Source organism: Corallococcus aberystwythensis (genome assembly GCF_003612165.1).
Taxonomy (GTDB): Bacteria; Myxococcota; Myxococcia; order Myxococcales; family Myxococcaceae; genus Corallococcus; species Corallococcus aberystwythensis.
On sequence record NZ_RAWK01000366.1, the window covers coordinates 1 to 7738 of the forward strand.

Sequence of the window (7738 nt, forward strand, 5' to 3'; positions counted from 1 at the left end):
GGAGGGGGCACCCTGGATGTTGTTCGGGGGCTTGGGACCGTTGGGCCCAAGCCGTGCATGGGCGGTCCGTGCGCTGCGTGCGCGTGAGGGGGCGACGGCGGGTCCAGGTGGAGGCCACGATCGCTGGATGTTCGCCTCGGCGATGAGGTCGCGGTAGACGGGGCGCGTGTTCAGACGGGCGGTCATTTCCTGGGTGGGGCTCTGCCTCCTGTTGCTGCTTCCCGCATGTGCGCCGCGAGCCGTGAGGCCCGTCGTGTCCGGGGGGCCGGAGGACGTGGCCCGGCAGTACCTGGACGCTTGGGCTCGCAACGACGTGGCGGCGCAGCGCCGTGGGCTCGTGGACGCGCCCGCGGACTTCGACGCGCAGCACGCGCGTTGGAGGCAGGACCTGGGCGTCGTGGCCTCGCGCTTCGACAAGTTGGAGCTGGAGTCCGACGACGGCATCACTGCGGTGATGAAGTTCCGCGGCGTTCACTCGCTGCGGGGGCTGGGCGACTGGGAGGTGGAGTCCCGCCTGCGCTTCGTCCGCGACGGCAATCGCTGGAGCCTGCGCTGGACGCCGGAGGTGTTCCACCCTGGCACTCAAACCGGAGACCGCTTCGGACGCACCCGAACCTGGGGCCCGCGCGCCGCGCTGCTCGATGCGCGGGGTGAGCTGCTCACCGTGCCCGGCGAGGTCATCCGCGTCGGCGTGATGCCGGGCCGGGTGAAGGACCGCGCGGCCGTGGCCAGCGTGCTCCAGGCGCAGCTCGGGGTGGATCCCGCGAAGGTGTTCGCCGCGCTGAACGCCGCGAGCACTCAGCCGGAACAGTTCCTCGCGTTCATCGACGTGCGGCCGGAGCGCTACCAGCAGGTGCGGCCCGTGCTCGCGCCGGTGCCCGGCATCTTCTTCCGCAAGAAGGCCGCGCGCCTCACGCCCGCGGAAGGCTTCGCCGCGCACACCCTGGGACGCGTGGGCGAGGTGACGGCGGAGGCGCTCCAGGCGCTGGGCCCGCTCTACCAGGCCGGGGACGTGGTGGGGCTGTCCGGGCTGGAGCGCGCACAGGAGCGGACGCTGGCGGGACGTCCCTCGGGTGAGGTGCGGCTGTCGCGCCGTGCGGGCGGCAGCGAGGTGCTGCACCGCTTCGACGGCGAGCCGGGCCGCGACGTGCGCACCACGCTGCGGATGGACGTGCAGGCGGCGGCGGAGGCCGCGCTCATGGACGTCACCCGGCCCGCCGCGCTGGTCGCGGTGGACACGAGGACAGGGGAGGTGCTGGCGGTGGCCAGCCGGCCGCTCGGGGAGGCGCTGCACCGTGCGCTGACGGGACGCTACCCACCGGGCTCCACGTTCAAGGTCGTGACCGCTGAAGCCCTGCTCGCGAGCGGCCTGAAGCCGGACTCCCGGGTCGACTGTCCCCTGGAGGTGACGGCGGGCCGCAAGCGCTTCCGCAACTTCGAGTCCGAGGTGCTGGGCACCACCACGTTGCGGCGGGCGTTCGCGCTGTCGTGCAACACGACGTTCATCCAACTGTCGGTCAAGCTGGATCCGCGCGCGCTGGAGGACGCGGCCCGGCGCTTCGGCTTCGGAGTGGCCTATGACGTGGGGCTGCCCTCACCGGGCGCCACCTTCCCCGAATCCCGCGACGACGCCGAGCGCGGGGCGGCGGCCATGGGCCAGGGGCGCGTGCTCGTCACGCCGCTGCACATGGCCACGGTCGCGGCGGCGGCGGACTCCGGCGTCTGGCATGCGCCGCGCCTGCTGGCGGACGCGGCCAGTGGCCCGGAGGCGCGGCTGAGTCCGGGGACCTCCGCGCCGCTGCGGGACCTGATGCGCGCGGTGGTGACGGATGGGACGGCGAAGTCCGCCGGAAGCCTCGCGGGCCTCCTGGGCAAGACGGGCACGGCGGAGTTCGGCACCTCCGTTCCGCCCCAGACCCACGCGTGGTTCATCGGGGTGCGCGGCGGCATCGGCTTCGCGGTGTTCGTGGAAGGCGGGGGCGTGGGAGGCCGCGTCGCTGTTCCGCTCGCGGCCCGCTTCCTCCAGGCGCTGGACGCGCCAGAGGATGCAATCGCCCCGCCGCCGGGGCGTCTGTAGGCTCATGGTTGGGAGAGACCGGATGACCTGGAACCCGTCGCGCCTCTTGGGTGTGCTCGCTGTCGCCCTGCTGTTCGTCCCTGTCGCCGCGGGTGCCATGACGCGGCAGCAGGAACTGGACCGGCTGCTGACGCAGTACCACCTGCTGCACCAGTTCAACGGCGCGGCGCTCGTCGCCAACGAGAAGGGCGTCATCCTGAAGAAGGCCTACGGCCCGGCCAACTTCGAATGGAACGTGCCCAACACGCCGGACACGAAGTTCCGCATCGCGTCCGTGACGAAGCAGTTCACGGCCATGGTCATCCTCCAGCTGGTCGCGGAGGGGAAGCTCAAGCTCGACGACACGCTGGTGTCGGCGCTGCCGGACTACCGCAAGGACACGGGCGCTCGCGTCACCATCACCCATCTGCTCAACCACACGTCCGGCATCCCCAGCTACACGTCCGCGCCGGACTTCTCCGCCAAGGTGTCGCGCAATTCCTATCCCGTCGCGGACTTCGTGAAGCAGTTCGCCAGCGGTGACCTGGAGTTCGAGCCCGGCTCGAAGTTCGCCTACAACAACTCCGGCTACTACCTGCTGGGCGCCATCATCGAGCGCGTCACCGGCAAGACGTACGCGCAGGCGGTGCAGGAGCGCATCTTCACGCCGCTGGGCATGAAGGACTCCGGCTACGACGTCTACGCGAAGGTGCTGCCCAAGCGCGCCAGCGGCTACGAGCTCACGCCGGACGGCTACGTGAACGCCGACTACCTGGACATGTCCCTGCCGTATGCCGCCGGGTCGCTGTACTCGACGGTGGAGGACCTGTACCGCTGGGACCGCGCGCTCTACGACAACAAGCTGCTGCCGGAGGCCCTCAAGCAGAAGATGTTCACGCCCGGCCTGGAGAACTACGGCTTCGGGTTGTTCATGGAAGCGCTGAAGCTGGATGACGGCAAGACGGAGCTGGCCACCATCCATCACAGCGGCGGCATCAACGGCTTCAGCTCGCGCATCTACCGCGTGCCCGTGGGCAGGGAGGTCGTCATCCTCCTGGACAACACGTCGCGCAGCGACAAGCTCCGGGAGCTGTCCGCGGGCCTCTTCAGCGTGCTCCACGGCATCCCGCCCAAGCAGCCCCGGGTGGGCATCCGGGAGATGCTGAGCACGACGGTGGGCAAGGAGCCCATCACGAAGACGGTCGCGCGCTACCGCAAGCTCAAGGACACGAACCCGGACGCGTATGACTTCTCCGAAGCGCAGCTCAACAGCCTGGGCTACCGGCTGCTCCGGGATGGCCGCGCGGCGGATGCCGTGGAACTCTTCAAGCTCAACGTGGAGATGTTCCCCAAGGTGGGCAACGTCTACGACAGCCTGGGCGAGGCGTACCTCGCCGTCGGCGACAAGGAACAGGCGCGGGTGAACTACCGCAAGGCCGTGGAGCTGGATCCTTCCAACACGAACGCAGCGTCCGCGCTCCAGAAGCTGATGTCGCCCGCGGGACCGCCCGCGACGAAGGCGGTCCCCTAGCGGCACCGGATGTGAGCGAATGCGGCCCGCCCCCTGGGCGTTCCAACCCGGGGCGGTCCAACGCGGTGCTCACGAAAGGTGCCTGCATGAAGCTCTATTTCAATCCGCGCAGCCGGGCAGTGATTGGCAAGTGGATGCTCGACGAGGCGGGGGCGGAGTACGAAATCGTGCCCATCGACCTGGAGAAGCGGGAGCAGAAGTCGCCCGAGTTCCTCAAGGTGAACCCCGCCGGCAAGCTGCCCGCGCTGGTGGACGGCGAGGCGCGCGTGTTCGAGAACGCCGCCCTCTGTCTGTACATCGCGGACAAGTATCCCCAGGCGAAGCTGGCGCCGAAGGTGGATGCGCCGGAGCGCGGCCGGTACCTGTCGCTGATGGTGTACTCCACGTCGCAGCTGGAGCCGTCCATGGGTGACCACATGGCGAAGGCCCCCACGCTGCCGCAGCGCGGGTGGACGGAGTACGAGCAGACGCTGGACGCCGTGGAGCGCGAGCTGGGGGACGGGCCCTACCTCTTCGGCGACTGGTTCACCGCCGCGGACGTGATGATTGGCTCCATGTTCATCTACCAGCGCATGCTGGGCGGTGCGACGGGGCGGCCGAAGCTGGAGGCCTACGTGGACCGGCTCCAGGCGCGCCCCAAGGGCCTGAAGCTGCGCTGAGCGCTCCGCGCTTCACGGCCCGGCGAAGCTCCGCGACAGCCAGTCGATGAAGACGCGCACGCGCGGGGTCAGCTGCCGGTGGCGCGGGTACATCAGGGCCACGGGCGTGGGCGTCGGCGGGTACTGGGGCAGCACCGGCACCAGCGTGCCGCGCTCGAAGTCCTCCTCCAGGCGGTAGCGCGGCGCCTGGATGAGCCCCAGCCCCAGCCGCGCGGCCGCGACGAAGGTCTCCGCGCCGTTCACGGACATCGTGGTGGGCAGCACGACGTGGCGGACCTCGCCGCCCACCTGGAACTCCAGCGGGATGAGGCTCCCCGTCGCGGAGGAGCGGAAGCCCACCATGCGGTGCCCGCGCTGGAGCGCTTCCAGGCCCTCCGGCACGCCGTGCCGTTCCAGGTAGGCCGGCGACGCGCACGTCACCTCCTCCAGCAGCGCCACCCGGCGGGCCACCATGTCGCTGTCCTTCGGCTCGCCCGCGCGCAGCACGCAGTCCACGCCCTCGCGCACCAGGTCCACGAACCGGTCGCCCTCGCTCATGTACAGCTCGATGCCCGGGTATCGCTCCAGGAACTCCGGCAGCCGGGGCAGCACCACCCGGCGCGCCAGCGTCCCCTGCACCTCCACGCGCACCAGCCCCTTGGGCTGTCCCCCCACGAACGCCGCGTCCGCCTCCTCCAGGTCCGCCAGCAGCGACACGCAGCGCTGGTAGTACGCCTCGCCGTCCAGCGTGGGGCTCACGTGCCGCGTGGTGCGCTGGAGCAGGCGCACGCCCAGCCGCTCCTCCAGCCCCTTCACCGCGTCCGTCACCGACGAGCGCGGCAGCCCCAAATCCTTCGCGGCCTGGGTGAAGCTCCGGCACTCCACGATGCGCGTGAAGGCCTTCATGGCGTCGAACCGGTCCATTGTCCGCCCTGTCGAACAGTGATGCCGGAACAAAGCCGATTATCCGCGACGCGGAAAGGTCCATCTTCCCCTCACACGACGCCGGCGACGGCGAACTCCCGGAGGAAGCCATGACGACCCCCAACCCCCAGCAGAAGAAGACCGCCCTCGTGACGGGTGCCTCGCGCGGCATTGGCGCCGCGGTGGCGGAGCGGCTCGCTCGCGACGGCTTCAACGTCATCGTCAACTCCGCGGGCAGCCGCGACGCCGCGGAGGCCCTGGTGCGCAAGGTTGAAGCGGCGGGAGGACGGGCCCTGAGCATCCAGGCGGATGTGTCCGACCCCACCGCCTTCCCCCGGATGTTCGACGCGGCGGAGGCGGCGTTCGGCGGGGTGGACGTGCTGGTGAACAACGCCGGCGTCGGGAAGTTCATCCGCTTCGCGGACTTCGACGACGCGCTGTTCGACCAGCACGTGGCCGTCAACCTCAAGGGCACGTTCAACGGCCTGCGTGAAGCCGCGCGCCGCCTGCGCGACGGGGGACGCATCATCAACTTCTCCACCAGCGTCCTGGGCCTGCGGATGGAGACGTACGGCGTCTACGTGGCCACCAAGGCCGCGGTGGAGGCGATGACCGGCGTCCTGTCCAAGGAGCTGCGCGGCCGGAACATCACCGTCAACTGCGTGGCGCCCGGCCCCACCGCCACGGACCTCTTCCTGAGCGGCAAGTCCCCGGAGCTGGTGGACCGCCTGGCGAAGCTCAACCCCATGGAGCGGCTGGGCACGCCGGAGGACATCGCCGCGTCCGTGGCGTTCCTCGCCGGGCCGGAGGGCGGGTGGATCAACGGCCAGGTGCTGCGCGCCAACGGGGGCATGGTCTGACCGCCTGGCGCGGGGGCAGGGGAGCGGGCGGTCCGTGGGGCTCGCGACCCTGACGGAACGCCCGCACCGTGGGTGGCTCCGGGCGGCGGGCGTCCCCAAGGTTGTCGCGTGAGCGACGCGAAGTCAGGCACGGACGATGGATGGGTGGACCCGCGGCTGCGGGCCCTGGAGCAGCTGCTGGCCCTGCCCGCGACGGAGCTGCGGCCCACGCTGGACATGGCGGGGCAGCTCATCTCGGAGCTGATGAGCGCTGACAAGGTGGACGTCTTCCTCTTCGAGCAGGCCACCCAGTGCCTCGTCGCGGTGGGCACCAGCGACACGCCCATGGCGCGTCTGGAGAAGGCACTGGGGCTGGACCGGATGCCGCTGGCCAACGGCGGGCGCGCGGTCCAGGTGTTTGAGAGGGAGGCCCCCTTCATCACCGGCCATCAGGAGGACGACCCGGAGGAGCTCCCCGGCATCAAGCACCGGCTGGGGGTGCGCTCCAGCCTGATGGTGCCCCTGCCCATCGGCATGGAGACGCGGGGCGTGCTGAGCGTGACGTCCGCCCGGAACGACTTCTTCACCGACCACGACCTGCGCTTCCTCCACATCGTGGCGCGTTGGGTGGGCATGGTGGCCCACCGCGTGGAGCTGGTGCAGGAGCTGACCCGGCTGGCGGTGAAGCAGGCCCGGCGCAAGGCCGCCGAGGAGCTCATCACCGTGCTCGCGCACGACATGGCCAACCACTTGTTGCCGCTCCAGGCCCGCATCCAGCTCATCCAGCGCAGGGCCACGCGCAAGCAGGACGCGGAGGACCTGCGGGACGCGGCGGGCGCGGCCGCGTCGCTGCGCTCCCTCACGCGGCTCATCAACGACCTGCTGGACGTGGGGCGCCTGGACCAGGACCTCTTCAGCCTGCGCCCGCAGCTGGTGGACCTGACGGGGCTGGTGCGGGAGCTGGCCGCCACCGCGAGCACGCCCGGGCATCCGGTGCGCTTCGAGGCCTCCGAGGAGCTGGTGCTGGTGGCGGATCCGGACCGCGTGCGGCAGGTGCTGGAGAACCTGGTGGCGAACGCGCTCAAGCACTCGCCGCCGGGCACACCCGTGGACCTCCGTCTGGAGGCGCTGGCGCGGCCGGAGGGGCCGTGGGTGCGCGTGACGGTGAGCGACCAGGGGCCGGGCATTCCGGCGGACCTCCAGCCCATGCTCTTCGAGCGCTTCGTCCGGGGACCGGGCTCCACGGGCCTGGGCATTGGCCTGTACCTCGCGCGGCGCATCGCGGAGGCGCATGGCGGCACGCTGGAGGTGTCTTCGACGTCACGGACCGGCACGCGCTTCGAGGTGTCGCTGCCGGTGGCGGCGGGGTAGGGCAACGCGGTTCTTGGGAGGTCAGAGGCATGTCTTCGGATTGGGCGGAAGAGGCGGAAGCGCAGGCGAAGGCGATGACGCGGGACCTGGTGGAGGTGGGCCGGACGAAGGGCTTCCGCGTCACGTACCAGCGGCGCGAGGCGCGGTTCGCGCTGCGCGCCGGAACGGTGACGACCTACTTCTCCGCGCACGACTACGACGGGCCGCACGGCATGGACTGGCTGCGCCTGCGCATCGACGTGCTGACGCGTGCGCGCCCCGGGCAGGCGGCCGGACAGCACGACGTGGAGCCGGCCGGGCTGGGCCCGGCGCCGCACTGAGGGCGGGGGGCGGAATCGCGCGCCAGGGGTGAGGGGAAAAAAGGGGCATTTCCGTTGGG

Annotated in this window: 8 protein-coding genes; 6 read left to right on the forward strand and 2 right to left on the reverse strand. The window is 70.9% G+C overall.

Annotated features, from left to right (window positions below; translation table 11 throughout):
• A partial coding sequence (locus D7W81_RS43135; RefSeq protein ID WP_208721627.1) for a hypothetical protein occupies positions 1-186 on the reverse strand: 186 nt, incomplete at its 3' end.
• On the opposite strand from D7W81_RS43135, the gene D7W81_RS37665 reads away from it, so the two are divergent.
• The 3 genes from D7W81_RS37665 (at position 167) to D7W81_RS37675 (ending at position 4246) form a co-directional block, all read left to right on the forward strand.
• Positions 167-2077, forward strand: a complete 1911-nt coding sequence (locus tag D7W81_RS37665) for a penicillin-binding transpeptidase domain-containing protein (protein ID WP_120560200.1) — start codon at positions 167-169, stop codon at positions 2075-2077. The two genes, D7W81_RS43135 and D7W81_RS37665, sit on opposite strands and share 20 nt — an antisense overlap.
• Positions 2078-2099: 22 nt before the next feature.
• Entirely contained in the window at positions 2100-3587 is a 1488-nt protein-coding gene (locus tag D7W81_RS37670; RefSeq protein ID WP_120560201.1) for a serine hydrolase, read from the forward strand.
• A gap of 86 nt (positions 3588-3673) precedes the next feature.
• The gene (locus D7W81_RS37675) at positions 3674-4246 is read left to right on the forward strand and encodes a glutathione S-transferase family protein (RefSeq protein WP_120560202.1); all 573 of its coding nucleotides are present in this window, start codon (positions 3674-3676) and stop codon (positions 4244-4246) included.
• Between the two features lie 12 nt (positions 4247-4258).
• On the opposite strand, the gene D7W81_RS37680 is transcribed toward D7W81_RS37675, so the two are convergent.
• On the reverse strand, positions 4259-5149 hold the full coding sequence (locus tag D7W81_RS37680) for a LysR family transcriptional regulator (RefSeq protein WP_120560203.1): 891 nt from the start codon (positions 5147-5149) through the stop codon (positions 4259-4261).
• A 110-nt stretch (positions 5150-5259) separates the two neighbouring features.
• On the opposite strand from D7W81_RS37680, the gene D7W81_RS37685 reads away from it, so the two are divergent.
• The 3 genes from D7W81_RS37685 (at position 5260) to D7W81_RS37695 (ending at position 7679) form a co-directional block, all read left to right on the forward strand.
• Complete coding sequence (locus D7W81_RS37685; RefSeq protein WP_120560204.1) at positions 5260-6009, forward strand: SDR family oxidoreductase; 750 nt, start codon at positions 5260-5262, stop codon at positions 6007-6009.
• 108 nt (positions 6010-6117) lie between these two features.
• Positions 6118-7359 carry a GAF domain-containing sensor histidine kinase gene (locus D7W81_RS37690; RefSeq protein ID WP_120560205.1) on the forward strand — a complete coding sequence of 414 codons (1242 nt, stop codon included), beginning with the start codon at positions 6118-6120 and terminating at the stop codon, positions 7357-7359.
• A gap of 29 nt (positions 7360-7388) precedes the next feature.
• Complete coding sequence (locus D7W81_RS37695; RefSeq protein ID WP_120560206.1) at positions 7389-7679, forward strand: hypothetical protein; 291 nt, start codon at positions 7389-7391, stop codon at positions 7677-7679.
• The last annotated feature ends 59 nt before the right edge of the window (positions 7680-7738 follow it).